Consider the following 25,887-nt stretch of genomic DNA (forward strand, 5'->3'; position numbering starts at 1 on the left):
CGCTATGTTGGCCACGTTGTTTTTCGGTCGCCGTCGCCGCTGGCGCCAGGCGCAGCTGCCGGCACTGGCGCAACTGTCGCCGCCGCCCGCCGCGCAGGCCTGGCGACGGCTGCGCCGCCACCGGCCGGCGATGATATCGCTGGCATTGCTGATGCTGTTGGCGCTGCTGTGCCTGATTGGGCCGTCGCTGTCGCCGTGGCGCGACGACGCCGGCGATGTGCTGAATATCAATCAGGCACCGAGCGGCGCGCACTGGTTGGGCACCGATTTTCTCGGCCGCGATATCTGCACCCGGCTGCTGCTGGCGGGGCGGATATCGCTGACCATCGGCCTGGTGTCGATGCTGCTGTCGGTGACGCTGGGCTATGTGCTGGGTGCGCTTGCCGGTTATCTGGGCGGCGTGGCGGATCGGCTGATCATGCGCTTCGCCGATCTGCTGATGACCATTCCCGGCCTGCCGCTGCTGATCATCATGGGGGCGATGCTGACCGAGCTCGATGTCTCGCCGGACTACCGCATCTACATGGTGATGATCATGCTGAGCCTGCTGGGCTGGCCGTCGCTGGCGCGGCTGGTGCGCGGCCAGATCCTGTCGCTGCGCGAGCGGGATTTCATGCTGGCCACCGAGGTGCTGGGGCTCTCCACCCGTCGGCGTCTTTTCGGCCATCTGCTGCCCAACACCGTGCCGATTTTGGTAGTGGTGGCCACCATGGCGGTGGCTAACGCCATCCTCAGCGAATCGGCGTTGAGCTACCTCGGGCTGGGCGTGGTGCCGCCGACGCCATCGTGGGGCAACATGATGGATGCCGCCAACAGCCTGATCGACTTTCAGCGCCGCCCCTGGCTGTGGATGCCGCCGGGGCTGGCGATTTTCGTCACCGTGGTGGCGATCAATATCTTGGGCGACGGCCTGCGGGACGCGCTCGATCCGAAAATGAACGGGGTAACACGATGAGTCAACCGCTGGTGGCGTTCGATCGACTGTCGGTGTCGTTTCAGGGAGAGCAAGGGCCGGTGCGGGCGGTGCAGCAGGTCAGCCTGGAACTGCTGGCCGGGCAAACGCTGGGGATCGTCGGCGAGTCGGGCTGCGGCAAAAGCGTGACCGCCATGGCGCTGATGGGGCTGTTGCCGCAGCCGCTCGCGCAGGTAGACGGCGGTGAAATTCGCTTTGAAGGGCAGAACCTGCTGTCGCTGCGGGCATCAAAGATAGCCGATCTGCGCGGCAACCGGCTGGCGATGATCTTTCAGGAACCGATGAGCGCGCTCAATCCGGTGTTGACCCTCGGCGAACAGTTGGTGGAGCCGCTGATTCGCCACCTGGCCCTGTCGCCGAAAGCGGCCTGGGGTCAGGCGGTGCAACGGCTGGCGGAAGTGGGGTTGGCGCGTGCGGAGGCGCTGATGCGCTGCTACCCGCATCAACTGTCTGGTGGCATGCTGCAGCGTGTGATGATCGCCATGGCGATCGGATGCCGTCCGGCGCTGCTGATCGCCGATGAGCCGACCACGGCGCTCGACGTCACGGTACAGGCGCAGATCCTGGCGTTGCTGCGCGAGCAGAGCCGGCGACACAACATGGCGATGATTTTGATCACCCACGATCTTGGGGTGATCGCCCAGATGGCGGATCGGTTGGCGGTGATGTACGCCGGGCGCGTCGTCGAGCAGGGCACGACGCGGGAAGTGTTGGCCGAGCCGCGGCATCCTTATACTCAGGGGCTGATCGCCTCGCGGCCGGTGCCGGGCCAGCGGCTCCGCCGCCTGTATTCCATTCCCGGCCAGGTGCCGGATCTGGCGCGCTTGCCTGAACACTGTGCGTTTGCCGAGCGTTGTGCGCAGGCCTCCGCTCGCTGCCGCGATGGCATCCCGCCGCTGTACGGCACACCACAGCGCCAGTCCGCCTGTTTCCTCAACGCCGGAGGGCGCCCCCATGTCGACTGAACCTCTGGTGGAAGTGAAAGGATTAAAGAAATATTTCCCGCTGCGCGATGGGCTGTTCGGGCGAACCACCGGCCAGCTGAAGGCGGTGGACGACGTCAGCTTCAGCATTCGCAAGGGCCGCATTTTCGGGCTGGTGGGCGAGTCCGGTAGCGGCAAAACCACCGTCGGCCGCACGCTGCTTGGCCTGCACGACAAAACCGCCGGTGAGGTGATGTTCAAAGGGCAGGCGTTGGATAGCCTGAGCAAAGAGGCGTTGCGCGCCCTGCGGCAGAAAATGCAGCTGGTGTTTCAGGATCCGTACAGCTCGCTGAATCCGCGTCTGCGCGTGGGCGACGCCATCGGCGAAGCGCTGTTGCAGCACGGCCTGGCGAGCAAGGCGGAACTGCGCGAGCGGGTGCTCGATACCCTGTCGATCTGCGGGCTGTCTCCACAGCATTACGGGCGGTTTCCGCATGAGTTTTCCGGCGGCCAGCGCCAGCGTATCGGCATCGCACGCGCGCTGATCCTGCAGCCGGAGTTTATCGTCGCCGACGAACCGATATCGGCGCTCGACGTGTCGATTCAGGCGCAGATCATCAATCTGTTTTCCGATTTGCAGGAACGGCAGGGGGTGACGCTGCTGTTTATTTCGCACGATCTCGGCGTGGTAGAGCATCTGTGTCAGGACGTGGCGGTGATGTACCTGGGGCAAATCGTCGAGAGCGCCGACCGCGATGCGTTATTTCGCCGGCCGCTGCATCCCTACACGCAGGCCTTGCTGGCGGCGGTGCCGACGCTGGATGCGTATCGCTTGCCGCCGCGGGCGGCAAGCGGCGAACCGCCGAATCCCGCCAACCCGCCGCACGGCTGCCGTTTCCATCCTCGCTGCCCGCTGGCCACGGCGCAGTGCCGCGAACAGGCGCCACACCTGCGCAGCGTGGCGCCCGGTCATCAGGTGGCGTGCCATGTGGTCGGCTAGCGTCAGGACAGGTAATGCTTCAACGCGCGTCCGGCCTGATGGATCGCCGAATGCACCGCCGGGACGTGGGCGAGCGGATTCAACAGGCCGTAGTCGTGGATCAGCCCGTTATAGCGGGTGGCGGTGACCTCGACGCCGGCGGCATCGAGTAGACGCGCGTAGGCTTCGCCCTCATCGCGCAGCACGTCCAGCTCGGCGGTTTGCACCAGCGCCGGCGGCAAACCCCGCAGCTGTTCCGGCGTGGCGTTGAGCGGCGAAGCGTAGATGTCTTTGCGCTGCGCCTTATCGGGCGCGTAGCTGTCCCAAAACCACTTCATCATGTTGCGGGTCAGGAAATGGCCTTCGGCGAACTGATGATAGGAGTCGGTATCAAACTGGGCGCGGGTGACGGGCCACAGCAGGATCTGGCAACGCAGCGCCGGTACGCCTTTCTCTTTGGCCATCAGGCTGACCACCGCCGCCATATTGCCGCCGGCGCTGTTGCCGACCACTGCCAGCCGTGAACCATCGACGTTGATCTTCTCGCCGTACTCGGCCACCCATTCGGTGGCGGCGTAAGCCAGGTTAATCGCCTCAGGGTAGCGCACCTCCGGTGAGCGGGGATAGTTGACGAACACCGCCGCCGCGCCTGAACTGTGCACCAGATCGCGCACCAACCGTTCATGGGTGGGAAAATCGCCCAGCACCCAGCCACCGCCGTGGAAGAACATGAATACCGGCAGCGCCTCTTTGACCCTGGCCGGCCGCACCAGCTGCAGCAGAATATCCTGACCTTCTACGTGAATGCTCTTCTCGCTGATCTCGACCTCGCGCAGCGGCACCTCGACGCTGCGTTGCGCGTCCTCCAAAACCCGGCGCGCTTCTTTGGGCTTCATCTGCTCCATGGGTTTACCGCCGCCGGCATTCAGCGCGTCGAGAAACGCGCGGATGTCGTGCTGGGCGTGCGGCTGGCTGAGATCGACGGTTTTCTTGGGCATGGTGACTCCTTGTGCGCAGAAGAGAAGGGGCGGTCAGGATCACAGTGTAGTCGCTGGCGCACAAAGCAGGAGCCGCGGTTAGCGCGGTCCTTTTTCGGGAGCATGGCGGGGGAGATCTCTGCGTCGCTGCCGCGTTGCACCTTTCTGGCGCACCGCTGCACCCGATAGGGGCAAAAAGTGTGATAGCGAGCAAATGGGGTGAAATTTTTTTTGCGAGCCTGATCAGAAATCCTGAAGTTTTTCGTAATTGAATAGGATTTCGCGCGCAATGATGATTTTAGGCCTTATTTTTTAATTTATGCATTACCAATGCATAGAAAATGAATAAATATTCATTATAAGCCGTTGTTTTAACGAAAAAAATGGCAAAATCCGGCAAAAATCCCGTTTTGGCACGATAGCTGCTCTACACTCTTTATCAAACGACATGTATTTTAACTGCTCGTTAACATTTACTTCCCGCTCAGGGACCGGATATACGCCATAAATAGTGAAAAACCGATTTTATGTAACAGATTTGTTTCTAAATCAGCGGTAAGGGACAGCATTTTCTCCGCCGCAAAAGTCGGTTTTGAACAACGGTTTTTTTGCATTGTGGCGGCCTAACCGGGCTTGAACGGCCCTTACAGTCAAAATTCAGCCTTTGCTGAGATTATGAGGTCACTATGGAACAGCCAATCGCAGTTACCCGCCAGTCTTTCGATGACTGGATGGTCCCGGTTTATGCCCCTGCCGATTTTATTCTGGTGCGGGGAGAAGGCTCGCAGGTGTGGGATCAGCAGGGTAAGTCTTACATCGATTTCGCCGGCGGCATCGCGGTTAACGCGTTGGGGCATGCGCACCCGGCGGTCAAGGCGGCGCTGGTGGAGCAGGCGGGCAAACTGTGGCATCTGGGCAATGGCTATACCAACGAACCGGTGCTGCGCCTGGCTAAAAAGCTGATCGACGCCACCTTCGCCGACAAGGTGTTCTTCTGTAACTCGGGCGCTGAAGCCAACGAAGCGGCGCTGAAACTGGCGCGCAAACATGCGCACGACCAGCACGGCGCCGGTAAAGATCAGATTGTGGCGTTCAACAACGCGTTCCACGGCCGCACGCTGTTTACCGTGTCCGCCGGCGGCCAGCCAAAATATTCGCAGGATTTTGCGCCGCTGCCGGGCGGGATCACCCATACGCCGTATAACGATCTGGCCGCGGCGGCCGAGCTTATCAACGATCGCACCTGTGCGGTGATCGTCGAGCCGATCCAGGGCGAAGGCGGCGTGCTGCCGGCGGAAGCCAGTTTCCTGCAGGGGCTGCGTGAGCTGTGCGATCGTCATAATGCGCTGCTGATCTTCGATGAAGTGCAAACCGGCGTCGGCCGCACCGGCCATCTGTATGCCTACATGCAGTACGGCGTGGTGCCGGACGTGCTGACCACCGCCAAAGCGCTGGGCGGCGGCTTCCCTATCGGTGCCATGCTGACCACCGATGCGCTGGCGAAAACGCTGGGCGTCGGCACCCATGGCACTACCTACGGCGGCAACCCACTGGCGACGGCGGTGGCGGGGGAAGTGTTCTCCATCATCAACACCCCGGAAGTGCTGGAAGGCGTCAAACAGCGTCACCAGTGGTTTATCGACGGATTGAACGACATCAACCGCCAGTACCCGATCTTCGCCGAGATCCGCGGCGGCGGTTTGCTGATCGGCTGCCAATTGACGAAAGACTATGCCGGCAAAGCGAAGCAGATCACCCAACTGGCGAACGAAGAAGGCGTTATCGCGCTGATCGCCGGTCCGGACGTGGTGCGTTTCACGCCGTCGCTGATCATCCCTGAGCAGGATGTGAAAGAGGGGCTGGCGCGATTCGCGCGCGCCGTGGCGCGCATTTGCAGCTAATCAGCGGGCTGCGCCTTCACCGGCGCAGCCTGATTCAGAAGAGGTTCGCATTATGATGATTATTCGCCCTATAGAGCGTCGCGATCTGGCGGATTTATTGACGCTGGCCGGTAAATCCGGCATCGGTCTCACTTCACTGCCGCAAAATGAAGATACCCTGTCGGCACGCATTGAGCGGGCGTTAAAAACCTGGCAAGGCGAACTTCCGCAAAGTGACCAGTGTTATTTGTTCGTGTTGGAAGACAGCGAGCGCCGTCAGGTGGTCGGGGTCTGCGCGATCGAAGTGGCCGTCGGCCTGGCGGAACCCTGGTACAGTTTCCGCGTCGGCACGCAGGTGCACGCTTCCAAACAGCTGAACGTCTATAAATCGGTGCCGACGCTGTTCCTCAGCAACGACCACACCGGCCATTCGGAGCTGTGCACGCTGTTCCTCGATCCGGATTATCGTCACGGCGAGAACGGCAAGCTGCTGTCGAAAGTGCGTTTCCTGTTTATTGCCGCGTTCCGTGAGCGTTTCTCCCGGCGCCTGATCGCCGAGATGCGCGGTTTCTCCGATGAAAACGGCCGATCGCCGTTCTGGGAGAGCGTCGGGCGTCATTTCTTCTCCATCGAGTTCGCCAAGGCGGACTACCTGAGCGGCACCGGGCAAAAGGCGTTTATCGCCGAGCTGATGCCGAAACACCCGTTGTATGTCGATTTCCTGGCCGAAGACGCGCAGAAAGTGATCGGCGAGGTGCATCCGCAAACCCTGCCGGCGCGCCGATTGCTGGAAGCGGAAGGCCTGAGCTATCAGGGCTACGTCGATATTTTCGACGGCGGCCCGACGCTGGAAGCCGAGATCGACCACATCCGCGCGGTGAAGCAGAGCCGCCTGGTGAAAGTGGTACTGGATGACACGCCGATGTGCGCCGATGCGCCGGTGCATCTGGTGGCCAACGACAACTATCAGCACTACCGCGCACTGTTGGTCAATGCCGAACTGTATGATGACCGCCTGCATCTCAACGCCGCCACCGCTGCGGCGCTGGGCGTCGAGCAGGGCAGCCCGGTGCGGGTGCTCCCCCTTATTGCACAGGAGAAAGCATGATGTCCCATCCTGCACTGTTGATTAACGGCGTCTGGCGGCAAGGCCGCGGCGCCGAGTTCGGCAAGGCCGATCCGGTTGGTAACCAGCCGCTGTGGCGCGCTAACGCCGCCGATACCGACGACGTCGCCGCCGCCTGCGAGGCCGCACGCGCCGCGTTCCCGGCCTGGGCACGTACGCCGTTCGAGCAGCGCGAACAGCTGGTAAAACGCTTCGCCGTTTTGCTGGAAGAACACAAGCAGTCGCTGGCGGAAACCATCAGCCGCGAGACCGGCAAACCGCGCTGGGAAACGCTGACCGAAATTCAGGCGATGATCGGCAAGGTGGGTATTTCGCTGCAGGCCTATCAGACGCGTACCGGCTTTAGCCAGACGGCGATGGCCGACGGCGCTTCGGTGCTGCGCCATCGCCCGCACGGCGTGCTGGCGGTGTTCGGGCCTTACAACTTCCCTGGCCACCTGCCGAACGGCCATATCGTGCCGGCGCTGTTGGCCGGTAACTGCGTGGTATTCAAACCGAGCGAGCTGACGCCGCTGACCGCCGAGGAGACCCTGAAGCTGTGGCTGCAGGCCGGCCTGCCGGACGGGGTGATCAATCTGGTGCAAGGCGGCCGCGAAACCGGCGAAGCGCTGGCGGCCAGTGCGGATATCGATGGCCTGCTGTTCACCGGCAGCGCCGGCACCGGCTATCACCTGCATCGCCAATTGGCCGGGCAGCCGGAAAAGATCCTGGCGCTGGAGATGGGCGGCAACAATGCGCTGATCGTCGACGGTTTCGACGATCGCGATGCGGCGGTCAACCTGGCTATCCAATCGGCGTTTATCTCCGCCGGCCAACGCTGCACCTGTTCGCGTCGCATTCTGGTGAAGCAGGGGGCGGAAGGCGATGCCTTTATCGCGCGTCTGGTCCAGGTGGCGGGTGAACTGCGGGTCGGCCGCTGGGATGCCGAACCGCAGCCGTTCATGGGCGGGGTGGTGTCGGCAGCCGCGGCGGAAAACATGCTGAAAGCGCAGCAGCACTTGCTGGCGCTGGGCGGCAAGTCACTGCTGACCCTGCGCCTGCTGGAGCCGGGCAGCTCGCTGCTCAGCCCGGGCATCGTCGATCTGACCGGCGTGGCCGGCGTACCGGACGAAGAGTACTTCGGGCCGTTGACCACCATCGTGCGTTACCGCGATTTCGACGAGGCGCTGCAGCTGGCCAACCGGACGCGCTACGGCCTGTCGGTGGGGCTGGTATCGCCGCAGCGCGAGCTGTTCGAGCGATTGCTGCTGGAAGCGCGCGCCGGTATCGTCAACTGGAATAAGCCGCTGACCGGGGCGTCCAGCGCGGCGCCGTTTGGTGGCGTGGGCGCCTCCGGCAACCATCGCCCAAGCGCCTTCTATGCGGCGGACTATTGCGCCTGGCCGATGGCGTCGCTGGAAAGCGAAAGCCTGTCGCTGCCGGCGACGCTCTCGCCGGGCTTGTCGTTCCGTTAATCGTCTGCGGCGGCGCGATGGCGCCGCCGCACGCTATCCCCAGGGGATGAACATGTCAGGATATGAAGTCAATTTCGACGGTTTGGTGGGGCTGACGCACCACTATGCCGGGCTGTCGTTCGGCAACGAGGCGTCGACGCAGCATCAAAACAGCGTATCGAACCCGAAGCTGGCGGCGAAACAAGGCTTGCTGAAAATGAAGGCGCTGGCCGATCTCGGTTTCCAGCAAGGGGTATTGCCGCCGCAGGAACGGCCACATTTGCCGATGCTGCGTCGCCTGGGCTTCAGCGGCAGCGATGAGGCGGTGCTGGCACAGGCGATGCGTCAGTCGCCGCGCCTGCTGTCGGCGCTCAGCTCGGCGTCGTGCATGTGGACCGCCAATGCGGCCACCGTGTCGCCCTCGGCGGACAGCGCCGACGGCAAGGTGCATTTCACCGCCGCCAACCTGAATAACAAATTCCACCGCGCCATTGAAGCGGAAATCACCACCGCCGTATTGCGGGCGATGTTCAGCGACGATCGGCATTTCGCCCACCACGAGGCGCTGCCGCAGGTGGCGTTGTTCGGTGACGAAGGGGCGGCCAACCACAACCGTTTGGGCGGCGACTACGCCAGGCGCAGCGTGCAGGTGTTTGTCTACGGTCGGCAGGAGTTCGGCGGCGAAACGGCACCGGCGCGTTATCCGGCGCGCCAGACGCGCGAAGCCGGCGAGGCGATCGCTCGCCTGCACCAGTTGGACGAGCAGCATACGGTCTTTGTGCAGCAAAACCCGGCGGTGATCGATCAGGGCGTGTTCCATAACGACGTGATTGCGGTCAGCAACCAGAACGTGCTGTTCCACCATCAGCAGGCGTTTTACCGCCAGCAACAGGCGCTGGATGAAGTGCGCCGCAAGATGGCGACGCTGGACAGCGAGCTGGTGGCGATAGAAGTGCCGACGGAGCGCGTCTCGGTGGCGGACGCGGTGGCGACCTACCTGTTCAACAGCCAAATTCTTACCAAGCCGAACGGCAAGATGATGATCGTGGTGCCGGAAGAGTCGCGCCAGCACGCCGGCGTGTGGCGTTATCTGAACGACATGGTCGGCAGCGGTGGCCCGATCGATGAAATCCGCGTGTTTGACCTGCGCGAAAGCATGCGCAACGGCGGCGGCCCGGCCTGCCTGCGGCTGCGGGTGGCGCTTAACGAGCAGGAGCTGCGGGCGGTGAATCCGCGCGTGATGATGAACGAGCGGCTGTTCACAACGTTGAACGAATGGGTCGATCGCCATTACCGCGATCGCCTGACGCAGGATGACCTGGCCGATCCGCTGCTGCTGCGCGAAGGGCGCGAGGCGCTGGATTCGCTGACGTCGATCCTCGGACTTGGTTCCATCTATCCATTCCAACGCTAAGGGAGGCGGCATGATCGATCTACTGCCCCTGACGCTGGAAGGGAACGAACCTGTCGAATGGCAGGGTGAAACGCCATTGCTGCGCTGGCGCTGGCAGGGGGAAGGGGTGCTGGAGCTCACGCCGCGGCAGCCTTACCGCCAGGCGATGGTGATGTCGGCGGGCGTGCACGGCAACGAAACCGCGCCGATCGAACTGCTCAATCAGTTGGTCGGTGATCTGCTGGCCGGCCGGTTGCCGCTGAGGGTGCGGCTGTTGGTGGTGCTGGGCAACCCGGCGGCGATGCGGGCCGGCAAGCGTTATCTGCACAGCGATATGAACCGCATGTTCGGCGGCCGCTACCGCAACTTCGCCGCCAGCGGCGAAACCGTGCGCGCGCAGCAGTTGGAGCGTGCGCTTGCCGCCTTTTTCGATGGGGAACAGGCGGCGCGCTTCCATTACGATTTGCACACCGCCATCCGTGAATCGCGGTTGCCACGCTTCGGCATTTTGCCCTTCCAGAAACGCCCGTACAGTGAGCCGATGTTAAAGCTGTTGGATGCCGCCGATTTGGATGCGCTGGTGGTGCACAGCGCACCGGGCGGGACTTTTAGCCATTACTCCAGTGAACATCTCAATGCGGCGAGCTGTACGCTCGAGCTGGGCAAAGCGCGGCCGTTCGGCAGCAACGATCTGCAGCAGTTCGCCGCCATCGATCGCGCTCTGCGGGCGGCGGTCAGCGAGGGGGCATTGCCGGCGCGTGCGGGCGACGAGATTCGAGTTTTCCGCGTGATGCACTCGTTGATCAAGCACAGCGAAGATTTCAAGCTGTACCTGGATGATGACACGGCCAATTTCACCGAACTGAAGCCGGGCATGTTGCTGTGCGAGCAGCCTCAGGAGGACTATCGCGTTGGCCCAGAGGGGGCGTGGATACTGTTCCCTAACCCCAATGTGGCGCTGGGCCTGCGCGCCGGTATGTTGTTGAACGAGGTTTCCCGCTCTACGCTGTATTGATTTATCCACGGCGGTGCCGTCAGCGCGCCGCCGTTATTCCCTTCATTATTTTACTCTGCTATTTCCCGCTATTTTAATTGCAGTAAGGCGAATTTTATTCGTTCCGAAGATATTCATTTATGCGAATGAATAAAAGGCAGCGTCAGATGATTAGCTGAAGGCCTTAATTGCCTGGTGAGTTTGTTAAGATAAAAATGTGAAATAAGTAACGTTTTTAATAACCATGCTAATTTTGTTGTTACTTTTGAATCGCGCAGAAAGCACGCAAAACGAAACCTAAATGCACTATTTTGGTGCGATGCACCATTTTGGTTATAACTTATGTGATAAAATATTCTTATATTCAATGGGTTGGGTGATTTCTTTTTTGTAATATTTGGTTACAAATAAACATGCTTTCTCCTCGTTGTTTCATGAACTTTTTGATTTTAAGTTTTGATTCATGATGCTAATGTCACATCACCCCCGCATTAGGGGAGCTCATAAAATACCAAAAGATAAAATCACAGCCCAAATTATAAATTGGGCGTGACGGGCAGGGTTCTAATTATAATATCTAGGAAAATAAATGATGAAACGCAGTGTATTAGCCTTAGCTGTCGCCCTCGGGGCGATCACCTCCTTCGCCAACGCGGCTGAAATCTACAATAAGGATGGCAATAAACTCGACCTGTACGGCCGTGTTAACGCCAAGCATTATTTCAGCGACAGTAAATCCAACGACGGCGATATGACCTATGTTCGTCTGGGCTTCAAAGGCGAAACGCAAATCAATGACCAGTTGACCGGTTACGGCCAGTGGGAATATAACGTCCAGGCCAATCACGACGAAGCGCAGGGCACCGCCGGCACCAAAACGCGTCTGGGCTTCGCGGGGCTGAAGTTCGGCAACTACGGTTCTTTCGACTACGGCCGTAACTACGGTGTGGTCTATGATGCCGAGGCTTACACCGACATGCTGCCGGAGTTCGGCGGCGACTCCTACAGCTATACCGATAACTTTATGACCGCCCGTTCCAACGGTTTGGCCACCTACCGTAACCGTGATTTCTTCGGCTTGGTGGAAGGCCTGAACCTGGCGGTGCAGTACCAGGGTAAAAACGACGGCGACGGCCGCAGCGTGACCAAGCAAAACGGCGACGGTTACGGCCTGTCTCTGGACTACCAGGACATCGGCGGTTCCGGCATCGGCGTAGCGGCGGCGTTCTCTGACTCCAACCGCACCAGCAAGCAGAAAGAGCTGCAGTATGGTAAGGGCGACAGCGCCACTGCCTGGACCACCGCGGTGAAATACGACGCCAACCAGGTTTACCTGGCTGCGATGTATGCCGAAACCCGTAACATGACGCCGATCAGCGTCAATGGCACTTCCGGCTTCGCCAATAAAACGCAAAACTTCGAAGTTGTGGCCCAGTATCAATTCGAGAACGGCCTGCGTCCTTCCGTGGCCTACGTGCAGTCCAAAGGCAAGGATATCGAAGGGATCGGTGATGCCGACCTGGTGAAATACGTGGAAGTGGGGGCGACTTACTACTTCAACAAAAATATGTACACCTACGTCGATTATCAAATCAACCAGCTGAGCGACGATAACAAACTGAAACTGGCCAACGATGATATCGTTGCCGTCAGCTTGACGTATCGCTTCTAAGCGGCAATTTCATTACCTTCATCCTGTGTCGGGATTGGTAATCAGGCAGGGCGTAAGCCCTGCCTTAGCTTGCTGACAAAGGAGGGAAAGCGTGGTTTTTCCTTCTCTGTGGTGAGCCGCCGAAAATCAATAAATTGATTTTTCTTTTTTAAATGTTCTCTTCGATAAACCTGGCAATGCCATCAGGTTTGTCATTAACCTCAGGCAGGACGCAGGTCCCGCCTTTGTTTTATCGGGATCTCAGCTTTTGGGCGCCAACCCGACCAGCTCAATGGCGGAACGCAGCGCGGCGAAACGTTGCTGATCCTGCTCACGCTCTATTTCGTTCACCAGCTGTGAAAGAATATTGCCACCGGATACTTTTTTATGGTTTTGGATTAACTGCAACACTGCGTCGCCTAACGCCAGGCTGACGTCGCGCAGCAGAGTTTCATATTGCTCGTTGGAATGAGCCGATGCTGGCATGACCTTTCTCTGCCTCTCTCTTCTTCGGGAGACGCAATTTAGCAAAACAGCGGCCTTATGCCTCGGAGGAAGACGAAGTTTCCGAGGAAATCAGAAATTCCTCAGCATCGCGCGGGGAGGGAATTAAAAATCCGAATATTCACTGGCTGGCAACCAGAAACCGTCGATAAACTCTTCCATGGGATAACAGCCGGCGTGTCGCAAGTTCTGTTCCTTCATCGCGACCAGGCATTGCGGCTCGTCACGCAATATGTCGACCACCATTTCACTGCAGCCACCATCCAGATAACAGACAAACATCACCAATGCGTACATCGTTGCACGCCTCCTTCGTCGAGTTGCCTTGTCTGCAACAGTGTAGGTAAAAAAGCGCGATTTTTCAGCATCATTGCACGATTAATCACCGTTGAAACGCCGCGGACGACACTTTCGGAATACTCTAACCGTTTCTGACGCCGTGAGCGGATGGCATATCCTTTTGTCGATGCTAAGCTTAACAAGCCTTACTTAAACGCATTAGTGCAACCATCAAAAGGAGTGAATATGGGCTTGTTTAACTTCGTCAAAGAAGCGGGAGAAAAACTGTGGGACACAGTCACCGGTAATGCCTCCGCCGAAGATCAAGGCGCCAAACTCAAGGAGCATCTCGATAAGAGCGGCTTGCCGGGCACCGACAAAGTCGAGGTGCAGGTGATCGATGGTAAAGCCGTAGTGACCGGCGACGCCGTCAGCCAGGAGTTAAAAGAGAAGATTCTGGTGGCGATTGGCAACGTGGCGGGTATCAGCGGCGTGGAAGACAAGGTGGCGGTGGCGCAATCCGATGCCGAGAGCCGTTTCTATACCGTGAAGAAGGGCGATACGCTGAGCGCGATCTCTAAAGAGATGTACGGCAACGCCAATCTGTACAACAAGATTTTCGAAGCCAACAAGCCGATGCTGTCGAGCCCGGACAAAATTTATCCGGGGCAGGTGTTGCGTATCCCGCAATAACGCGTTGGCCTGCCATAGCCCGGTTACGTACCGGGCTTTTTTTTGTCCTCTGTAATAGGCGTCTCTTATTTCCCTGCGCTCCCTATGCCAGTTACATCTCCCCTGTGTCCCTGCTCGCTCGCCGGCAGGGGCGGTGTTGACCCTGATGGGGAAAATTGATAGCGTCATCCCCCGGTTGAGGCCGGAACGACCCAGGCGGCAACGTTGGCGCCTTATTCTGAGGGGATGTTTTGCCCCGTCAAACAGCAATGCAGCAGTTGAACGAGTGAAAACCGATTTAGTGAAACAACAGCGTAACGCCTCAACGGATAAAAATTATCGAGAAACCTTGGGTGATGCGCAATTTGCGATCGTCGTGTTGGCGGTGGCGTCCTGCTCACTGATTATCTTTACGCTGGCGGTCACGCTGTGGGTGACCTGACGCGATTAACTAGGGGAGATAAAATGGAGCCTAATCTCCATGATGAAACCAAACTGCTGGCGATCATCGGCCTGTTGGTGTCCGTGCTGCTGGTGGTATCAATTCTCTTTGGCGTGACCTATTTCTCCGATCTCAGGCACGCGCACGACGATATAGACATCAAGAGCTGCTATATCAAAGCGTCCTGATCCGCGCGAACGCGCCTGAGCGTCGCCGCTCTGTCGGGGAGCTGTCCTGTGTTAAGCTTGGGCGGTTACCCTTGGCCAATCGGCGCCATTCAGGAGGTCTTTGCGATGAGTCAGTCACGCCCTACGCTCTCTTCACCTTCACGCGAGTGCCCTGTCGTTGACGGCGTGCGCCAGATACAACGTATTGCCGTGCGTAACGCCGAAGTGGGAGGTATTCCGATCAACCGTGCGTTGCCAACTCGGGAGCGGCGCACCGTTGGCGCCTGGTGTTTTCTCGATCACGCCGGGCCGACGGTATTCAACGGCGCCTCGCCCGGCATGGATGTGGGGCCGCATCCGCACATCGGGCTGCAAACGTTCACCTGGATGATAGAGGGGGAGGTGCTGCACCGAGACAGCCTCGGCAGTGAGCAGGTGATTCGCCCGGGTCAGGTTAACCTGATGACCGCAGGGCACGGCATTGCGCATACGGAACAGTCGGTGGGTGAGCAACGGCGATTGCATGCTGCGCAATTATGGATCGCGCTGCCGGCCGAACATGCCAATATGGCGCCACGCTTCGATCATTATCCTGACTTGCCGCAATGGCAGAATAACGGCGTGAATCACCGTTTGTTGGTTGGGGAATTTGGCGCTTACCGTTCACCGGTGTTTACTCTTTCGCCATTAATCGCCATTGATCTGGAATGGGAGGAAGCGGCGAGAATCGAATTGCCGTTGCGCGATGATGATGAAGTCGGCTTTTTGCCCCTTATTGGTGCATTTGAACTTAATGGTGAAACCTTTTCACCTGATGAGTTCGCCTATTTGGGCATGAAGAATAACTCTATTGAGTTAAATGCACAGAAGGGCAGCCGGGGATTATTAATCGGTGGGGCGCCATTAAACGAAGAGATCCTTATCTGGTGGAATTTCGTTGGCCATACCAAGGCTGAAATTACTCGGGCTCAGCATGATTGGGAACAAGGGGCGCCGCGTTTCCCGGCGGTTAGCGGTTATTCTGGTGAGCGCATGACCGCACCGCGCCTGCCCTGGAGCGATGTTTGATAGCGTTCGGCTATAATCGCCGCGATTATTCGGCTTATTTCGCTCTAATAAGGCGTAATTAATGTGATCGCGGCTCCAGCTTTACGACAATATAAGGTTTCTCGGCGGAAAAGTGATCTGGCGCAAATAATGACAACGAGAAGAAGTTTAGGATAATCCTCAGGAAGTCAAGTTGTCTCCCGTTAGTCAGATGTCAGTGAGGTCATTATGAGCCAGGTACTTTATCGTGCAAGACTGTCCCATGTCGTGGTTGCCACGGCGCTGTTTTGGGTCTCTGTCGCGGCATTGTTGGTCGCCGTATTAAACTAACCTCAGAAAATGACTCCTGCATAAACCCGCTTCGGCGGGTTTTTTTTATCTCCGCCGATGGGGAGATGAGAGGTAGCGTTTATAATTAATGACATCTTCAATAAATGACAGGGACCTTCATGAAGCTGTTTGCCGATATCTTGCTGCTGCTCATCGCAGCGCTCCATCTTTATATCCTGGTGCTGGAAATGTTCCTGTGGCGTACGCCACTCGGCAGGCGCGCATTCGGCACGACGGCGGAGTTCGCCGCAGCCACGCGGGTGTTGGCCGCTAATCAAGGGTTGTACAACGGCTTTCTGGCGTTGGGGTTGGTATGGAGCTATTGGCGTGGGGATATGGCACTGCAGCTGTTCTTTCTCGGGTGTGTGTTGGCGGCCGGGGTGTTCGGCGGGTTGACCGCCAGCCGCAAAATTCTGTGGGTGCAGGCGCTGCCGGCCGCGATCGCGATACTGGCGGTTTGGGGGGCGCGTTAACTCGTCGGTTTGCGGCGGGCGTCAGGCAGATTTTTGGTGAATGACGTGCAAAGGTGGAGCGATGTGCAGATCGACGCTCAAGTCCTGGCGGAAATCATAGGGCGTGATATTAAAACGCTTTCTGAACATGTAGGTGAAGTGGGACTGTGAACCGAAGCCAAAGTCCAGGGCGATATCGAAGATCGACGCTTCACTGCTGCGCAGTTGATAGACCGCGCCGGCCAGACGGCGTTCGCGAATGTATTTGCCGAGCGAAATCCCTGTCGCTTCTTTGAACAACTTCTGCATGTGCCACAGCGAGTAGCCGGAGTATTCGGCCAGCTCTTCGAGATGGATCACTCGTCCGAGGTGAGTTTCGACCCATTTGCTGAGGGCGCAGACCAACGAGAGGTGGTGTTCTTGTATCATCAGTGCGTCAGTGTGAGACCTACATAGCGGTGAAGTATACACAACTTGCCGCCGTGGACAAAAACGCCGTCGGTGACGGGGGGAAATTATTCGGAAAAACCGTTTAACCGCCGCTTGTCAGCCGAAAGGAAAAACGGCTAATCTGAGACTGTCGCCGCCGCGGTGGGGGACGCAAAGCAGGTCGCAGCAAGTAACCGCCAAAACAGAGTCAGCCGTAACAACTCAACGTTGATGGGGTGATCGCATGTTAATGACAGTGATTATTACTCTGGTTGTAATCGTGGGCGTCGGCGCTTTTATGGCGATGCCGGTGATGAACATGAAAAATGCGGAAGGTGTAGGAGGTGAAGAACCGTGAGAGCAAAAGACATTGCACGCCGCTGAGCGGGGCGATCGCGAATCGGGAAAGCCTGGGTCAGAAACCCGGGCTTTTTGTTGTGTAACCGCTCAAACGTTTTTCCGCTCGACGGTTTCCTCTCCCCAATAAAGCTGGTCGGCGGTGGTTTTGGCAAAGGCCTTCTCCAGCGCTTCGTCGCTGCCTTCTTCCCAGATTTTCTGCGCCAACACTTCGTCGTTTCCTGCCAGCTCAAAAATGGCTTCGGCGATTTCCACCGAAGTTTCACGCACTGTCGCCCAGGATTTCACATTGTGATTCGCCATAACTTTCTCCTGTTGGTTGTGGCTGCGGGGGGTTTTATCACCGTCTTGCTGCAAGTATAGGCTAATCCGCCGCAGGCTTTTGCCCGGCGGTGCGCAGAAGGGGGAAAAAAATGGGGAGAGCGGGTAATGGCGCGGACGTCATGCTATTCTGTGCGGCGTTTGAATCAAGAGGGAAAGTTATTATGTCTGACATGCTGAGCAACGAGCAGGAACTGGCTTCCGATCTGGTCGCTTGCCAACTGGTCATCAAACAGATTCTGGACGTTATCGACGTGATTGCGCCGACCGAAGTGCGCGACAAGATGGCGGGTCAGCTCAAAAGCATCGATTTCTCCACGCACCCTGCAGGCGCCGATCCGGTGACCCGCCGAGCGATTGACAAGGCGATTGCGCTGATCGAAATGAAGTTTACCCGTAACTGAGGCGGGGCCGCCGCAGAGCGGCGGCGTCGGGCGGTGGCGGTTAATCCACCACCGTTTCGATTTTCTTGAACAGCGGGCAGTCGGCTACGCCGATGAAACCGTTGTCGCCATTCACATACTGGGCGATCGCCACGTTGCGCGCCGTCAGGTATTTGCATTGCAATCCCAACCCGCCAACGTTTTTGTTGCTACCGATCAGCACGCCGTAGCCCGAGATCAAAAAGCCGCCGTAAATGACCGCCAACACCAGTACCCACTTAATCAATCTGCTCATTGTGCATCCTCGTTATCCCTGAGAGGGCATCTAGCCACGGCCCCCCCTGCGAGAACAAGGGTAACAGTCTGAAAACCGGGCGATAGCCAGAAATCTAAACGACAAGTTAAACTTCGTTTAACTTCGTTGTGATAACATGCGCGATAGATTACCCAGATAACAATGAGGCTGCTAAATTTGTTGCGAAAAAAAATCCTCGTGATAATGACGGCCGTCGCTGCCTGCCTGTTTTTCTACCTGCTGGCGCTGGACAGCTATTGCGACGATGGTGGAAATTTTGCGTTGGGCATCTGTTCGGTGACCCGCTTCGTGCCCTGGTAAGCAATTTTGGGCGGGGATGTTCGCACGGTCGCCGCGAGTGTTAAGATGGCGGCCTGAATGTCGCAGTAGATAGGGTTGTCCATGTACGATTTAGGTTTTGGCCAGAACGGCCTGTTGTCGCTGGCTCTCGCCGCCGTGGCGTTGCTGGTTGGGCTGTGGGTTTGGTTTCTGGTGAACCGCGCCAGCGTGCGCGCCAACGAGCAGATTCGCCTGCTGCAGGAGATTGCCGAGCAACAACGCCAACAAACGGCGTTGTTGAAACGCCTGGCGCACCGCGCTGGCGCTGATGGTGGCGATGCAGCTGACGAAGACGATCTCAGCCCCGCGCTGGATTTCAAAGGTTTTATCCCCGAACGTTGAGCATGATGCTCCGGCCGGCGGCAGCGCCGCCGGGGCGCCTCAGTAAAACACCATGCCCTGATACGGTTTTTCCCGGCATGCCGCCAGGCGGCTGGCCAGATCGCCGGCATGGATCTCCAATTGATGCCCGTCAGGATCGAGAAAATAGAGCGATTCGCCTTCGCTGCGATTGCTTTTCCACTCTTTGACGCCGTTCTGGCGCAGCCGCTCGCTGACCCGCTCAATGTGTTCCGGCGCTACGCTGAAAGCGTAATGAGTGTAATCGCGCTCGCGTTGTTGCGTACGCGATTCATCCAGCGACAGGCACAGCCACAACGCCCCCAACGAGAGATAGGCGCCGCCTTGCCAGCGGGCGTGCGGGGTAAACCCCAACAGATGGCGATAAAATTCGACGCTGCGATCGAGATCGCTGACGGCAAGCGTCAAGTGATTGAGGCCGGTCAACATGCATGCATTTCCTGGGCGCTGAACAGAGAGAAAAGTGTACGCAGGCGTTAAGGAAAGATAAAGGGGACAAAGCATTAGTAGAGATAATGTGAAAACCGGCGGCGCTGTCATAAAACTGTCGTACAGACATCGTAATGTAGCGCGAACCTTACGAAAGATGGATAAAGCCGATGATTAAATGGTACGAAGAAAGCGATGCCGAAGTGAACCGCAGCATCGCGCTGCTAACCGGGGAGAACCCGGACAAGTGGTATCCCTACGGTGGTGTGAAAGGTAAAGATTACTGCAAGAATCCCTCCGATGCCTGGCCGATCATTTGCGCCAACAAAATCAGTCTGAACCCCGACAACCAAAGCGACAGCCCGCAGTGGCAGGCACGCATGAGCACCCAGGGCGGTGAATGGCAGGCGGACAGCGCCAGCCCGCTGCGCGCGGCGATGATCTGCTTCCTGATGAGCCGACAGGCTAACTGAGTCGAACAATACCGGTGATTGGTAAGAGTTTCTCCTTTTTCTAATAACAGAACTGTCGTTGGCGGAGGCTGTTTATGAAGCGCATTATCAAAGGTGATAAAAACTTGTCTCATCTGGTGATTGCCCATGCGGCGATCGATCGTCATGCCGAAAGCTTCGGCCAGCGCCGTCAGGGCTGGCCCTCGACCTACCTGATAAAATATCAAAACGATCGCGTGGCGGTGGAAGTGGTCACGCGTAGCCAATCTTATGTCGCCACGCTGATGATCGGCGCGCGCAACCTGACCAAACTGTGCGGAATGCCTGGCTAAACGCTGCCCTTATCCGCTTTCTCTCGGTAAAAAAATCGCGCTCCGGCCTGCCGTCTCGGGGCGCTTCTCCTTGATGCTCACGGGGTTAAGTGTTAAAAAGCCGCCCGCAGATACATTTATTGATTGGTGAAATCTTGGCCGATAGCGGCAAGGGTGTACGCCATATGAGGATAAGATGGGCGGTCAGCATCAGGATACTCCGCTAAAACGCGGTTTAAAAAACAGACACATACAGCTTATTGCCCTCGGGGGCGCCATCGGAACCGGTTTATTTCTCGGCATTGCGCAAACCATTAAAATGGCCGGCCCCGCCGTGCTGTTGGGCTACGCCATCGGCGGTTTTATCGCGTTTTTAATCATGCGCCAGCTGGGCGAAATGGTGGTGGAAGAACCGGTCGCCGGCTCTTTCAGCCACTTTGCCTATAAATATTGGGGCGACTTCGCCGGCTTCCTTTCCGGCTGGAACTACTGGGCGATGTTCATTCTGGTCGGCATGGCGGAATTGACCGCCGTCGGCATCTACATTCAGTACTGGTGGCCGGAGATCCCCACCTGGGCCTCCGCCGCGCTGTTCTTCGTGCTGATCAACCTGATTAACCTGGTAAACGTGCGTCTGTACGGCGAAACCGAATTCTGGTTCGCCATCATCAAAGTGGTGGCGATTGTCGGCATGATCGTGTTCGGCGCCTGGCTGTTGGCCAGCGGCAACGGCGGCCCGCAGGCCAGCATCACCAACCTGTGGCAGCAGGGCGGCTTTATGCCGCACGGCTTCTCCGGACTGGTGATGGCGATGGCGGTCATCATGTTCTCGTTCGGCGGGCTGGAAATGGTCGGCATCACCGCGGCGGAAGCCGCCGATCCGCGTCGCAGCATTCCCAAAGCCACCAATCAGGTGGTGTACCGCATTCTGATCTTCTATATCGGCTCACTGACCGTGCTGCTGTCGCTCTATCCTTGGGGGCAAGTGGTTGAGGGCGGCAGTCCGTTCGTGCTGATCTTCCATGCGCTGAACAGCAATCTGGTGGCGACCGTGCTCAACGTGGTGGTGTTGACCGCCGCGCTGTCGGTCTACAACAGCGGCGTTTACGCCAACAGCCGCATGCTGTTCGGGCTGGCCAGCCAGGGCAATGCGCCGCAGGCGCTGACGCGCGTGAATAAACGCGGCGTGCCGGTGCTGTCCATCGCGCTGTCGGCGTTGATTACCTCGATTGGCGTGCTGATTAACTACCTGATGCCCGGTAAGGCGTTTGAGCTGCTGATGGCGCTGGTGGTGTCAACGCTGGTGATCAACTGGGTGATGATATGCCTGGCGCACCTGAAATTCCGTGCGGCCAAGAACCGCCAGGGCGTCATCCCCAGCTTTAAGGCGCTGTGGTATCCGTTCGGCAACTACCTGTGTCTGGCGTTCCTCGGCCTGATTCTGGTGATTATGTATTTCAGCGAAGGGATCCGCATTTCGGTGTTGCTGATGCCGGTGTGGATTGCGGTGCTGTGGTGCGGGTTTATGCTGACGCGCCGCAAAGACGCCAAGCGTTAATCTGTGTGCTGCGGAGGCGTATGGCGCGCCTCCGCCTCTCTTCTCGTCAGCCGCGCGGCATAAAGGCGCGCCCCTCACCGTGACCCCGCCCCAGCAGTTTCCGGCACAGCAGCAGCAGGGTGCTGATCACATCGATGACCACCACGCTGAGCATCAGCAGGGTCAACATGAAGAATCCGAGCAGCGAACCGCCCAGCACCACCAGCGGTGCAGGTACGCGCAGACGGCGCAACTTCATGGCGAAATACATTTTCCAGTATTGCTTCTGCGCCAGCAGCGCGCTGCGAATACGGCGCCCCAGGCTTGAGCCTGATTTGCGGGATGTAGAACGACTCATAACTTCTCCTTTTCTGTATGCCCTACAAGTCAATCACAAAGATCTTAAGAGAGTCTTAACGGGCTCTTGGCGGCCCTGGCTGTCTCACCGGAGTGAGACAACAGCATAAGGCAAAAGGTCCCGAGATGCAGCGCACGGCTGACAAAGTGCGAGCTTCATCGGGTTTGTTACACTGAAAGTCATGCCCGTGCAGGGCGCAGTGGTCGGGAGAAAAGGCTGGATGAAAAGAATCAAACGTTATTACGACGCGGCCAAGGCGCATCACACGCCGGAGGGATTTCGCAACCCGGAGCCCTCGCTGCGCCAGGAGGGCGACCTGCAGCGTTGGCAGGATGAGCGCAAGCGGCAGGGGCTGCCCAGGCCGCCGCAGCACGGCTATGCGCAATTTACCGAACGCTGGTGGCAACCCGCCGATCTCAGCGGCAGCGATGACAGCATCTGGTGGTTGGGGCATGCGTCAATGCTGTTGCGGCTGGGCGGCCGCTATATTCTGATCGACCCAGTGTTGTCCGAACGCGCCTCGCCGCTGAGTTTCTACGGTCCGAAGCGCAGAACGCCGACGCCGCTGACGGTGGGGCAACTGCCGGCGGTGGATGTGGTGCTGATCTCCCATAATCACTATGACCATCTCGACAGGCGCACGGTACGGCAGCTGGCGCGGCGCTTCCCACAGGCCGAGTTTATCGTGCCGCTCGGCTTGAAGCGCTGGTTCCGCCGCTATCGGCTGAAGGTGCATGAACTGGACTGGTGGCAGAGCCTGCCGCTGGGCGAACTGACGGTCTATGCCACGCCGGCGCGGCACTGGAGCATGCGCACGCTGTGGGATCGCAATCGCTCGCTGTGGTGCGGTTGGGTGATCCATCATCCGGCGCTGCGGTTCTATTTTTCCGGCGACAGCGGCTATTCGGCGCAGCTGGCGGAAATCGGTCAACGGTTGGGACCGTTCGACGTGGCGGCGTTGCCCATTGGCGCCTATGCGCCGCGCTGGTTCATGCAGGAACAGCATATGGATCCGCAGCAGTCGGTGACGCTGTATCGCGAGCTGAATCAGCCGCGAGCCATTCCCATCCATTGGGGGGTATTCGAACTGGCAGACGAATCGCTCGACGAACCGCCGCAGCAGCTGAACCTGGCGCTGAACGAGGCGGGGTTGGAGCAGCATCAATTCCACCCGCTGAAGATTGGCGAGCGCATCGCGTTGCAGGACTCACCGCAAGCGTTCTCTCTTCGCCCTGTGAGACAGGGGAAAGAATAAGAGCAACGGTTTGAAAGCGTGGCAGTAATTAGCAAAATTGATAAGTACGGGTGGCGATTCAAATAACCACCCGATTTTCAGGATTTAATTCAGCGCTGCACTTTTGCAATTCATAAGGTTATTCCGGCTATTCAGAGTCATGGCTTTCGGATTATTTAGGATGAAACAACCGGCCAGCGGGAGCGGCATCAGGACGTTGCATGCTTATGCAACCGTTGCCTGTTGTACCCGTGTCACCTCCGGCTTCCGACGAGATGGGGTTCGCACCCCGAGGGGGCAGGGCTGAAAGCCGACGATGAATGCGCTTTCCGGCGGTAAAGGGGCGGAGGAGCATTGAATAAATTGGCCCCCGTTCATCGATATTCAAATGTTGCATATGACATTCCATAAAGATTCAAATTTTTTAACGCTATAAGCGACGAAAAAGCGAAAATGCCGACAAGGAGATGCGTCAAAACGATGAAAGTTTTGTTAAAACGCTATCAGAATGCGGGGTCTGGCGCAGTGAGTTTGGCAAGCAGAAAATAGCCGATGCTTCAACATCTTTTGGCCTATTTAAGCAAATGTGGCGCTCGACCGTTTCAAATATGTGCGACATGTCGTTCAGTGATTAAAAATGGCTTGCCATCGCATACAGAGTATGTGATAACGCATCTGGGTAAAACGAGGTACAGTTCTGTATATGTGTGGCATTTTCAGTAAAGAAGTTCTGAGTAAAGACGTTAGCGTTGAATACCGCTTCTCTGCCGATCCTTATCTTAGTGCCTCAAGCAGTAACGACTCTAGTTTGTCTATGTAACGCCCTCGGGCGGTTTAAACAATCCAAAGGAAATACTCAAGATGGCAAAGATCAAAGGTCAAGTTAAGTGGTTCAACGAGTCTAAAGGTTTCGGTTTCATCACCCCGGCTGACGGCAGCAAAGACGTGTTCGTACACTTCTCTGCAATCCAGGGTAACGGCTTCAAAACCCTGGCTGAAGGCCAGAACGTTGAGTTCGAAATCCAAGATGGCCAGAAAGGTCCATCTGCAGTAAACGTTACTGCTATCTAATCAGCGTCAGCTGTACAAAAAGCCCGCCTTCGAGCGGGCTTTTTCGTTTCCGTCATCCGGCGGCGATGATGATGCCGGCGTACTGGTTGCGGCCTTTGATCCCCGGATGCGTCGGATCCTGCGCGCGTCGGTGGCTGTTGCGGCGATAGCTGGTGTATTTGAAGCGCTGTGGCCGCTGTGGGTCGACGTCCGGCGTGCAGATGGTGCAACTGCCGGCGCGGTCAACGGCGGCGAAGCCGAGCGCCGTCAGCTTGTATTCGGCAATTGCGGCCAAATCGAGATGACGGTAATGCGGGCTGATCAGCGTGGCGGGCAGCGGCAGGCGTTGTTTAAAATTTTCCACCAGCGCTTCATCCACTTCGTAGCAGCACGGGCCGGCGGCAGGGCCGATAGAGGCCACCCAGTCGGCGGCATCGCCGTCCTGGCGAATGCGCGCTGCCATCTGTTCCAGAATGCCGTCCAGCAACCCGCGCCAGCCGGCGTGTACCGCCGCGATAGCGCCGCCGTCACGGCGGCTGAACAGCACCGGCAGACAGTCCGCCGTCAGTACGCTGAGCAGAATGCCGGGTTGGCGAGTATAGAAACCATCGGCCTCGCCGCACGCCTGCGCCGGTTGCAGCACGTCGACAATGCGGGTGCCGTGCACCTGTTTTTTTTCCGGCAGCGTGGCGCTGTAGGGCAGTAGATGCCCGGGCAGCAGCGCGAGTTTGCTGCCGAAGCCGTGCTGAATGTGGGGCACCGCATCGAGCAGCGCGGAACGATCGCTCATAAGTTATGTTCACCTGCGTGAGAAAACAGACTCTCAGTGTAGCCAGCTTTTTCCCCGCTTGGCCAGGCGTTGTTGGCGGAGAAAGCGAGCGGGGATGCGCCTTGCATCGAGCCGACGCCTTCTTTAGACTAGCCGCGCCCTGTCTCTTTGGAAGCCCATTCATGTCTTATCAATGCCCTCTGTGTCATCAACCGCTGCATTTTTCATCGCAACACTGGCGTTGCGACGGCAATCATCAGTTCGATCAAGCCAAAGAGGGCTACGTCAATCTGCTGCCGGTGCAGCACAAACGATCGAAGCAGCCGGGAGACAGCGCGGAAATGATGCAGGCACGGCGCGCGTTTCTCGACGGCGGTTATTATCAGCCGCAGCAGCAGCAGGTGGCCGAGTGGCTGGATTTGGCGCTGGCGGCCGATGCAGGCGCGTTGTTGGATATAGGCTGTGGGGAAGGGTATTACACCGCCGCCGTGGCCGCACGCCTGGCGCAGGCGCGCAATATGGCGGTCTATGGGCTGGACGTCGCCAAGGTAGCGATCCGCTACGCCGCCAAACGTTATCCTGCGGTCTCGTTCTGCGTCGCCTCCAGCCACCGTCTGCCGTTCGCCGATGGGGCGCTGGATGCGGTCTTGCGCATTTATGCGCCTTGCAAGGCGCAGGAGCTGGCGCGGGTGGTGAAGCCGGGTGGCGTAGTGGTGACGGTCTCGCCGGGCCCGCGTCATCTGTACCAGTTGAAAGAACAGGTCTACCAGCAGGTGCAGCTGCATGCCGAACAGGACGAGCAGTTCGCCGGATTTGAGTGTGAGCGTAAAGAGGCGTTAGCCTACACGATGACCCTGCCGGGCGCGCAGGCCGCCAACCTGCTGCAGATGACGCCGTTCGCCTGGCGCGCTACGCCGGAGGTGCAACAGGGGTTGGCGGATGGCGCCGAGTTCGTGTGCGAAACGGATTTCGTGTTGGCGCTGTACCGACGCCGCGCTTAACGGGCGCACTGAGCCCAGAAACAAAAAAACCTGCCGCGGC

33 protein-coding genes are annotated in these 25,887 nt (G+C 58.3%); 24 read left to right on the forward strand and 9 right to left on the reverse strand.

Annotated elements, in window-relative coordinates; translation table 11 throughout:
• Window positions 1–4: 4 nt before the first annotated feature.
• From opp4C to ACYF6X_RS05970, 3 genes are read left to right on the forward strand one after another with little or no spacing between them, the layout of a single operon-like run.
• A complete protein-coding gene (opp4C, locus tag ACYF6X_RS05960; protein ID WP_063990202.1) occupies window positions 5–955 on the forward strand; it encodes an oligopeptide ABC transporter permease in 951 nt (316 codons plus the stop codon).
• Entirely contained in the window at window positions 952–1,938 is a 987-nt protein-coding gene (locus ACYF6X_RS05965; protein WP_130018749.1) for an ABC transporter ATP-binding protein, read from the forward strand. Before opp4C ends, ACYF6X_RS05965 begins: the two co-directional genes overlap by 4 nt.
• Window positions 1,928–2,896 carry an ABC transporter ATP-binding protein gene (locus ACYF6X_RS05970; RefSeq protein ID WP_130018750.1) on the forward strand — a complete coding sequence of 323 codons (969 nt, stop codon included), beginning with the start codon at window positions 1,928–1,930 and terminating at the stop codon, window positions 2,894–2,896. The genes ACYF6X_RS05965 and ACYF6X_RS05970 overlap by 11 nt, the downstream gene beginning before the upstream one ends.
• Before the next feature lie 2 nt (window positions 2,897–2,898).
• Here the strand turns inward: ACYF6X_RS05970 and ACYF6X_RS05975 are convergent, their stop codons facing one another.
• Window positions 2,899–3,873 (reverse strand): alpha/beta hydrolase, encoded by a 975-nt coding sequence (locus tag ACYF6X_RS05975; RefSeq protein WP_460925285.1) that lies wholly within the window; start codon window positions 3,871–3,873, stop codon window positions 2,899–2,901.
• A gap of 665 nt (window positions 3,874–4,538) precedes the next feature.
• Here ACYF6X_RS05975 and ACYF6X_RS05980 point away from each other — a divergent pair.
• From ACYF6X_RS05980 to ompC, 6 genes are all read left to right on the forward strand, one after another.
• Entirely contained in the window at window positions 4,539–5,753 is a 1,215-nt protein-coding gene (locus ACYF6X_RS05980; protein WP_063990198.1) for an aspartate aminotransferase family protein, read from the forward strand.
• A gap of 52 nt (window positions 5,754–5,805) precedes the next feature.
• Window positions 5,806–6,840, forward strand: a complete 1,035-nt coding sequence (gene astA, locus ACYF6X_RS05985) for an arginine N-succinyltransferase (RefSeq protein ID WP_130018752.1) — start codon at window positions 5,806–5,808, stop codon at window positions 6,838–6,840.
• Window positions 6,840–8,312 (forward strand): succinylglutamate-semialdehyde dehydrogenase, encoded by a 1,473-nt coding sequence (gene astD, locus ACYF6X_RS05990; RefSeq protein ID WP_130018754.1) that lies wholly within the window; start codon window positions 6,840–6,842, stop codon window positions 8,310–8,312. The genes astA and astD overlap by 1 nt, the downstream gene beginning before the upstream one ends.
• A gap of 52 nt (window positions 8,313–8,364) precedes the next feature.
• Complete coding sequence (gene astB, locus ACYF6X_RS05995) at window positions 8,365–9,705, forward strand: N-succinylarginine dihydrolase (protein WP_130018753.1); 1,341 nt, start codon at window positions 8,365–8,367, stop codon at window positions 9,703–9,705.
• 10 nt (window positions 9,706–9,715) lie between these two features.
• Window positions 9,716–10,699 carry a succinylglutamate desuccinylase gene (astE, locus tag ACYF6X_RS06000; RefSeq protein ID WP_063990196.1) on the forward strand — a complete coding sequence of 328 codons (984 nt, stop codon included), beginning with the start codon at window positions 9,716–9,718 and terminating at the stop codon, window positions 10,697–10,699.
• Between the two features lie 568 nt (window positions 10,700–11,267).
• Window positions 11,268–12,350 carry a porin OmpC gene (gene ompC, locus ACYF6X_RS06005; protein ID WP_046687263.1) on the forward strand — a complete coding sequence of 361 codons (1,083 nt, stop codon included), beginning with the start codon at window positions 11,268–11,270 and terminating at the stop codon, window positions 12,348–12,350.
• A 240-nt stretch (window positions 12,351–12,590) separates the two neighbouring features.
• Here ompC and ACYF6X_RS06010 read toward each other — a convergent pair whose 3' ends face one another.
• Both ACYF6X_RS06010 and ACYF6X_RS06015 read right to left on the reverse strand, forming a co-directional pair.
• Window positions 12,591–12,815 (reverse strand): biofilm development regulator YmgB/AriR family protein, encoded by a 225-nt coding sequence (locus ACYF6X_RS06010; RefSeq protein ID WP_063990195.1) that lies wholly within the window; start codon window positions 12,813–12,815, stop codon window positions 12,591–12,593.
• Window positions 12,816–12,938: 123 nt separating this feature from the next.
• Window positions 12,939–13,130, reverse strand: coding sequence for a YdfD/YebW family protein (locus ACYF6X_RS06015; protein ID WP_004934567.1), 192 nt, complete (start codon window positions 13,128–13,130; stop codon window positions 12,939–12,941).
• Window positions 13,131–13,358: 228 nt separating this feature from the next.
• Here ACYF6X_RS06015 and lysM point away from each other — a divergent pair, with 228 nt between their 5' ends.
• From lysM to ACYF6X_RS06040, 5 genes are all read left to right on the forward strand, one after another.
• On the forward strand, window positions 13,359–13,805 hold the full coding sequence (lysM, locus tag ACYF6X_RS06020) for a peptidoglycan-binding protein LysM (RefSeq protein WP_107226346.1): 447 nt from the start codon (window positions 13,359–13,361) through the stop codon (window positions 13,803–13,805).
• 265 nt (window positions 13,806–14,070) lie between these two features.
• The gene (locus ACYF6X_RS06025; protein ID WP_016927390.1) at window positions 14,071–14,226 is read left to right on the forward strand and encodes a hypothetical protein; all 156 of its coding nucleotides are present in this window, start codon (window positions 14,071–14,073) and stop codon (window positions 14,224–14,226) included.
• A 23-nt stretch (window positions 14,227–14,249) separates the two neighbouring features.
• On the forward strand, window positions 14,250–14,414 hold the full coding sequence (locus ACYF6X_RS06030; RefSeq protein ID WP_162837923.1) for a hypothetical protein: 165 nt from the start codon (window positions 14,250–14,252) through the stop codon (window positions 14,412–14,414).
• A 105-nt stretch (window positions 14,415–14,519) separates the two neighbouring features.
• Complete coding sequence (locus ACYF6X_RS06035; protein ID WP_063990193.1) at window positions 14,520–15,461, forward strand: pirin family protein; 942 nt, start codon at window positions 14,520–14,522, stop codon at window positions 15,459–15,461.
• 434 nt (window positions 15,462–15,895) lie between these two features.
• Window positions 15,896–16,243: a DUF1304 domain-containing protein gene (locus ACYF6X_RS06040; RefSeq protein WP_233221877.1), complete on the forward strand. Its 348-nt coding sequence runs from the start codon at window positions 15,896–15,898 to the stop codon at window positions 16,241–16,243.
• A gap of 21 nt (window positions 16,244–16,264) precedes the next feature.
• Here ACYF6X_RS06040 and ACYF6X_RS06045 read toward each other — a convergent pair whose 3' ends face one another.
• Window positions 16,265–16,651: a helix-turn-helix domain-containing protein gene (locus tag ACYF6X_RS06045; RefSeq protein ID WP_063990191.1), complete on the reverse strand. Its 387-nt coding sequence runs from the start codon at window positions 16,649–16,651 to the stop codon at window positions 16,265–16,267.
• A gap of 447 nt (window positions 16,652–17,098) precedes the next feature.
• Entirely contained in the window at window positions 17,099–17,311 is a 213-nt protein-coding gene (locus ACYF6X_RS06050) for a YccJ family protein (protein ID WP_004927694.1), read from the reverse strand.
• 182 nt (window positions 17,312–17,493) lie between these two features.
• On the opposite strand from ACYF6X_RS06050, the gene ACYF6X_RS06055 reads away from it, so the two are divergent.
• On the forward strand, window positions 17,494–17,733 hold the full coding sequence (locus ACYF6X_RS06055; protein WP_004927692.1) for a DUF2766 family protein: 240 nt from the start codon (window positions 17,494–17,496) through the stop codon (window positions 17,731–17,733).
• A gap of 40 nt (window positions 17,734–17,773) precedes the next feature.
• Here the strand turns inward: ACYF6X_RS06055 and ACYF6X_RS06060 are convergent, their stop codons facing one another.
• Window positions 17,774–18,007, reverse strand: a complete 234-nt coding sequence (locus ACYF6X_RS06060) for a YobH family protein (protein ID WP_038877047.1) — start codon at window positions 18,005–18,007, stop codon at window positions 17,774–17,776.
• 177 nt (window positions 18,008–18,184) lie between these two features.
• On the opposite strand from ACYF6X_RS06060, the gene mgrB reads away from it, so the two are divergent.
• Both mgrB and ACYF6X_RS06070 read left to right on the forward strand, forming a co-directional pair.
• The gene (mgrB, locus tag ACYF6X_RS06065) at window positions 18,185–18,328 is read left to right on the forward strand and encodes a PhoP/PhoQ regulatory lipoprotein MgrB (protein WP_016927395.1); all 144 of its coding nucleotides are present in this window, start codon (window positions 18,185–18,187) and stop codon (window positions 18,326–18,328) included.
• A gap of 81 nt (window positions 18,329–18,409) precedes the next feature.
• The gene (locus ACYF6X_RS06070; protein WP_130017578.1) at window positions 18,410–18,688 is read left to right on the forward strand and encodes a YebO family protein; all 279 of its coding nucleotides are present in this window, start codon (window positions 18,410–18,412) and stop codon (window positions 18,686–18,688) included.
• Between the two features lie 39 nt (window positions 18,689–18,727).
• Here ACYF6X_RS06070 and fos read toward each other — a convergent pair whose 3' ends face one another.
• Window positions 18,728–19,135 carry a fosfomycin resistance glutathione transferase gene (fos, locus tag ACYF6X_RS06075; protein WP_063990189.1) on the reverse strand — a complete coding sequence of 136 codons (408 nt, stop codon included), beginning with the start codon at window positions 19,133–19,135 and terminating at the stop codon, window positions 18,728–18,730.
• A 170-nt stretch (window positions 19,136–19,305) separates the two neighbouring features.
• Here fos and ACYF6X_RS06080 point away from each other — a divergent pair, with 170 nt between their 5' ends.
• The 3 genes from ACYF6X_RS06080 (at window position 19,306) to ACYF6X_RS06090 (ending at window position 21,456) form a co-directional block, all read left to right on the forward strand.
• The gene (locus ACYF6X_RS06080; RefSeq protein ID WP_004927682.1) at window positions 19,306–19,608 is read left to right on the forward strand and encodes a phage protein NinX family protein; all 303 of its coding nucleotides are present in this window, start codon (window positions 19,306–19,308) and stop codon (window positions 19,606–19,608) included.
• A gap of 74 nt (window positions 19,609–19,682) precedes the next feature.
• Window positions 19,683–19,919, forward strand: a complete 237-nt coding sequence (locus tag ACYF6X_RS06085) for a DUF4060 family protein (RefSeq protein ID WP_004927680.1) — start codon at window positions 19,683–19,685, stop codon at window positions 19,917–19,919.
• A gap of 175 nt (window positions 19,920–20,094) precedes the next feature.
• Window positions 20,095–21,456 (forward strand): amino acid permease, encoded by a 1,362-nt coding sequence (locus ACYF6X_RS06090; protein ID WP_107226344.1) that lies wholly within the window; start codon window positions 20,095–20,097, stop codon window positions 21,454–21,456.
• 46 nt (window positions 21,457–21,502) lie between these two features.
• Here ACYF6X_RS06090 and ACYF6X_RS06095 read toward each other — a convergent pair whose 3' ends face one another.
• Window positions 21,503–21,793 carry a hypothetical protein gene (locus ACYF6X_RS06095; protein WP_063990187.1) on the reverse strand — a complete coding sequence of 97 codons (291 nt, stop codon included), beginning with the start codon at window positions 21,791–21,793 and terminating at the stop codon, window positions 21,503–21,505.
• Between the two features lie 220 nt (window positions 21,794–22,013).
• On the opposite strand from ACYF6X_RS06095, the gene ACYF6X_RS06100 reads away from it, so the two are divergent.
• The 3 genes from ACYF6X_RS06100 to cspE all read left to right on the forward strand — a co-directional run bounded on the left by ACYF6X_RS06100 (window position 22,014) and on the right by cspE (window position 24,098).
• On the forward strand, window positions 22,014–23,048 hold the full coding sequence (locus tag ACYF6X_RS06100; RefSeq protein WP_406879983.1) for an MBL fold metallo-hydrolase: 1,035 nt from the start codon (window positions 22,014–22,016) through the stop codon (window positions 23,046–23,048).
• Window positions 23,049–23,730: 682 nt separating this feature from the next.
• A complete protein-coding gene (locus tag ACYF6X_RS06105; protein WP_002211058.1) occupies window positions 23,731–23,847 on the forward strand; it encodes a DUF2627 domain-containing protein in 117 nt (38 codons plus the stop codon).
• Between the two features lie 41 nt (window positions 23,848–23,888).
• A complete protein-coding gene (gene cspE, locus ACYF6X_RS06110) occupies window positions 23,889–24,098 on the forward strand; it encodes a transcription antiterminator/RNA stability regulator CspE (protein WP_002221949.1) in 210 nt (69 codons plus the stop codon).
• A gap of 52 nt (window positions 24,099–24,150) precedes the next feature.
• On the opposite strand, the gene pgeF is transcribed toward cspE, so the two are convergent.
• Window positions 24,151–24,867: a peptidoglycan editing factor PgeF gene (gene pgeF / locus ACYF6X_RS06115; RefSeq protein WP_063990185.1), complete on the reverse strand. Its 717-nt coding sequence runs from the start codon at window positions 24,865–24,867 to the stop codon at window positions 24,151–24,153.
• A 161-nt stretch (window positions 24,868–25,028) separates the two neighbouring features.
• Here pgeF and rlmA point away from each other — a divergent pair, with 161 nt between their 5' ends.
• Window positions 25,029–25,847 (forward strand): 23S rRNA (guanine(745)-N(1))-methyltransferase, encoded by an 819-nt coding sequence (rlmA, locus tag ACYF6X_RS06120; protein WP_460925297.1) that lies wholly within the window; start codon window positions 25,029–25,031, stop codon window positions 25,845–25,847.
• Window positions 25,848–25,887 lie beyond the last annotated feature (40 nt).

The organism is Serratia sp. ID 25-353, from assembly GCF_054792795.1.

Coding starts and splice junctions, on each gene's coding strand:
- astD (WP_130018754.1), top strand. CDS start 6,840: ATGTCCCATCCTGCACTGTTGATTAACGGCGTCTGGCGGCAAGGCCGC.
- ACYF6X_RS05980 (WP_063990198.1), top strand. CDS start 4,539: ATGGAACAGCCAATCGCAGTTACCCGCCAGTCTTTCGATGACTGGATG.
- ACYF6X_RS06010 (WP_063990195.1), bottom strand. CDS start 12,815: ATGCCAGCATCGGCTCATTCCAACGAGCAATATGAAACTCTGCTGCGC.
- astE (WP_063990196.1), top strand. CDS start 9,716: ATGATCGATCTACTGCCCCTGACGCTGGAAGGGAACGAACCTGTCGAA.
- astA (WP_130018752.1), top strand. CDS start 5,806: ATGATGATTATTCGCCCTATAGAGCGTCGCGATCTGGCGGATTTATTG.
- lysM (WP_107226346.1), top strand. CDS start 13,359: ATGGGCTTGTTTAACTTCGTCAAAGAAGCGGGAGAAAAACTGTGGGAC.
- rlmA (WP_460925297.1), top strand. CDS start 25,029: ATGTCTTATCAATGCCCTCTGTGTCATCAACCGCTGCATTTTTCATCG.
- pgeF (WP_063990185.1), bottom strand. CDS start 24,867: ATGAGCGATCGTTCCGCGCTGCTCGATGCGGTGCCCCACATTCAGCAC.
- ACYF6X_RS05965 (WP_130018749.1), top strand. CDS start 952: ATGAGTCAACCGCTGGTGGCGTTCGATCGACTGTCGGTGTCGTTTCAG.
- ACYF6X_RS06015 (WP_004934567.1), bottom strand. CDS start 13,130: ATGTACGCATTGGTGATGTTTGTCTGTTATCTGGATGGTGGCTGCAGT.
- ACYF6X_RS05970 (WP_130018750.1), top strand. CDS start 1,928: ATGTCGACTGAACCTCTGGTGGAAGTGAAAGGATTAAAGAAATATTTC.
- fos (WP_063990189.1), bottom strand. CDS start 19,135: ATGTTGACCGGCCTCAATCACTTGACGCTTGCCGTCAGCGATCTCGAT.
- ompC (WP_046687263.1), top strand. CDS start 11,268: ATGATGAAACGCAGTGTATTAGCCTTAGCTGTCGCCCTCGGGGCGATC.
- ACYF6X_RS06100 (WP_406879983.1), top strand. CDS start 22,014: ATGAAAAGAATCAAACGTTATTACGACGCGGCCAAGGCGCATCACACG.
- ACYF6X_RS06085 (WP_004927680.1), top strand. CDS start 19,683: ATGAAGCGCATTATCAAAGGTGATAAAAACTTGTCTCATCTGGTGATT.
- ACYF6X_RS06070 (WP_130017578.1), top strand. CDS start 18,410: ATGTACGATTTAGGTTTTGGCCAGAACGGCCTGTTGTCGCTGGCTCTC.
- ACYF6X_RS06060 (WP_038877047.1), bottom strand. CDS start 18,007: ATGAGCAGATTGATTAAGTGGGTACTGGTGTTGGCGGTCATTTACGGC.
- cspE (WP_002221949.1), top strand. CDS start 23,889: ATGGCAAAGATCAAAGGTCAAGTTAAGTGGTTCAACGAGTCTAAAGGT.
- ACYF6X_RS06055 (WP_004927692.1), top strand. CDS start 17,494: ATGTCTGACATGCTGAGCAACGAGCAGGAACTGGCTTCCGATCTGGTC.
- ACYF6X_RS06050 (WP_004927694.1), bottom strand. CDS start 17,311: ATGGCGAATCACAATGTGAAATCCTGGGCGACAGTGCGTGAAACTTCG.
- ACYF6X_RS06095 (WP_063990187.1), bottom strand. CDS start 21,793: ATGAGTCGTTCTACATCCCGCAAATCAGGCTCAAGCCTGGGGCGCCGT.
- astB (WP_130018753.1), top strand. CDS start 8,365: ATGTCAGGATATGAAGTCAATTTCGACGGTTTGGTGGGGCTGACGCAC.
- ACYF6X_RS06105 (WP_002211058.1), top strand. CDS start 23,731: ATGTGTGGCATTTTCAGTAAAGAAGTTCTGAGTAAAGACGTTAGCGTT.
- ACYF6X_RS06035 (WP_063990193.1), top strand. CDS start 14,520: ATGAGTCAGTCACGCCCTACGCTCTCTTCACCTTCACGCGAGTGCCCT.
- ACYF6X_RS05975 (WP_460925285.1), bottom strand. CDS start 3,873: ATGCCCAAGAAAACCGTCGATCTCAGCCAGCCGCACGCCCAGCACGAC.
- ACYF6X_RS06080 (WP_004927682.1), top strand. CDS start 19,306: ATGATTAAATGGTACGAAGAAAGCGATGCCGAAGTGAACCGCAGCATC.
- ACYF6X_RS06090 (WP_107226344.1), top strand. CDS start 20,095: ATGGGCGGTCAGCATCAGGATACTCCGCTAAAACGCGGTTTAAAAAAC.
- ACYF6X_RS06045 (WP_063990191.1), bottom strand. CDS start 16,651: ATGATACAAGAACACCACCTCTCGTTGGTCTGCGCCCTCAGCAAATGG.
- ACYF6X_RS06030 (WP_162837923.1), top strand. CDS start 14,250: ATGGAGCCTAATCTCCATGATGAAACCAAACTGCTGGCGATCATCGGC.
- opp4C (WP_063990202.1), top strand. CDS start 5: ATGTTGGCCACGTTGTTTTTCGGTCGCCGTCGCCGCTGGCGCCAGGCG.